This is a genomic window from Embleya sp. NPDC005575 (genome assembly GCF_040605455.1).
GTDB lineage: Bacteria > Actinomycetota > Actinomycetes > Streptomycetales > Streptomycetaceae > Embleya.
Map to the genome: position 1 here is coordinate 1 of NZ_JBEXCV010000347.1, position 1,461 is coordinate 1,461.

The following is a 1,461-nucleotide window of genomic DNA, read 5'->3' on the forward strand; positions in this document are numbered from 1 at the left end:
CGTGGCCGCGCCGCCGACCCCAAGCGCGCGTACGGCGCCGGAGCCGCGGTTGTCCAAGGAGGTCCGCCGCCCGCGTGAGCCCAAGGGGGCCAGGGACGGGGAGCCGACCGGCCTCAAGCGCTTCGGCGTGCTCACCGTGCCGCCGGGCCTGCCGGAGCCGCTGTTGGCCGAACTCGTCTCGATCGTCGAGGGGTTCCGCGCGCATCAGGCCGGCGGCGTCGCCGACCTGACCGTCGTCGCGGAGTTGACCAAGCGCAAGGCCGCCGCACTCACCCTGTGGGCCGACGCACCGTATCCGCTGGGCACGGGCCTGGTCCGGGCCGAGGCCGACCGGGCCCGCCGGGCGTACGAGACCACCCTCCAGCAGTTGGCCCAGCAGCGCGGCATCCCGTGGGAGAGCACCCGTCCCGGCGCGGAGCCGGGTGGGCACTGGGCGGTGAGCGGTCTCGGCGAGCCGGTGCGCGGCGCGCTGACCTATATCGGGCGGACCGAGCCCGGCACCGCGCCCGTCTCCCGACTGCTCGCGCTGGTCTGCCTGTTGCGCGGAGTCGGCTCGGGCGTGGCCAACCTGACCGGGCCGGACCTGCGCGGCGTGTGCGGTAAGGAGGCCGAACTCGCGGTCGGCGAACTGACCGCGTCCGGGTGGCTCACCGTGGACGTCGAGGACTTGCTGGCGACCGAGGAGGACCCGGTCGGGTGCGGTGTCCCCGGCGCCGAAGGGTTCTCGTTGGGCAAGTTGCCCCGAACCCGGTCCTCGGGTTGGGTCGCCCGACTGATCTCGCACAAGAAGCTGCGCAAGCAGCCCGCACACGTACGGCTGGCCGCGCTCGGCATCACCGCCCACTCGGACGCGAACGGCGACGCCCGCGTGGAGGTCGCGTTCCTCACCGGCCTCACCGCGACCACGGCCGAAGAGGTCGCGGCCGGCGCGGAGATCCTGGTCGCGGACGGCTGGCTGACCGAGGCCCACGTCGAGAACGGCGAGCTGCGCGGGCGAATCGCACCGGAGCATTTGATCTACGTGGAAGCACTGCGCACGAACACCCCGGTGCAAACCCTCCAGGCGGCGGCCAAGGCCACGGCAGCCGCAGCGGAGGCCGGCACCGCTCCGGATACGGCACCGGCCTAGGCATGTCCTGCGCTTCCGGGCGCGGAGCCGGGTGATCGACACGGCGACGATGGCGCGCTGCGAAGTTCGCAGCCAGGTTCGGCCGGACCGCGCGGGCGGCCGGCGCCATAACGGCGTGTTCGCACCGGCGGGCCCCTCCGGCCCGTAGGCACGGGCCGGACCCTGCGCGAGCACCCGTCGTACGCCGAACAGGCGCTCCGCAGCCGCTCGGCAGCTGTCGATTGCCCTCCGCGCGCCGGCCGGTCGGTCACCGCACAATCCTTGACCGGGCGCCGTCGGTCGAGTTCGCGCCGGGATCGCGGTGGGCATGTCGACCGCCGCGTACGGCGCGG

1 pseudogene is annotated in these 1,461 nt (G+C 74.3%); it reads left to right on the top strand.

The features are described 5' to 3' along the window. A pseudogene (locus ABZS54_RS42930) lies at window positions 1-1,129 on the top strand (hypothetical protein); the annotation flags it as partial. Between the last annotated feature and the right edge of the window lie 332 nt (window positions 1,130-1,461).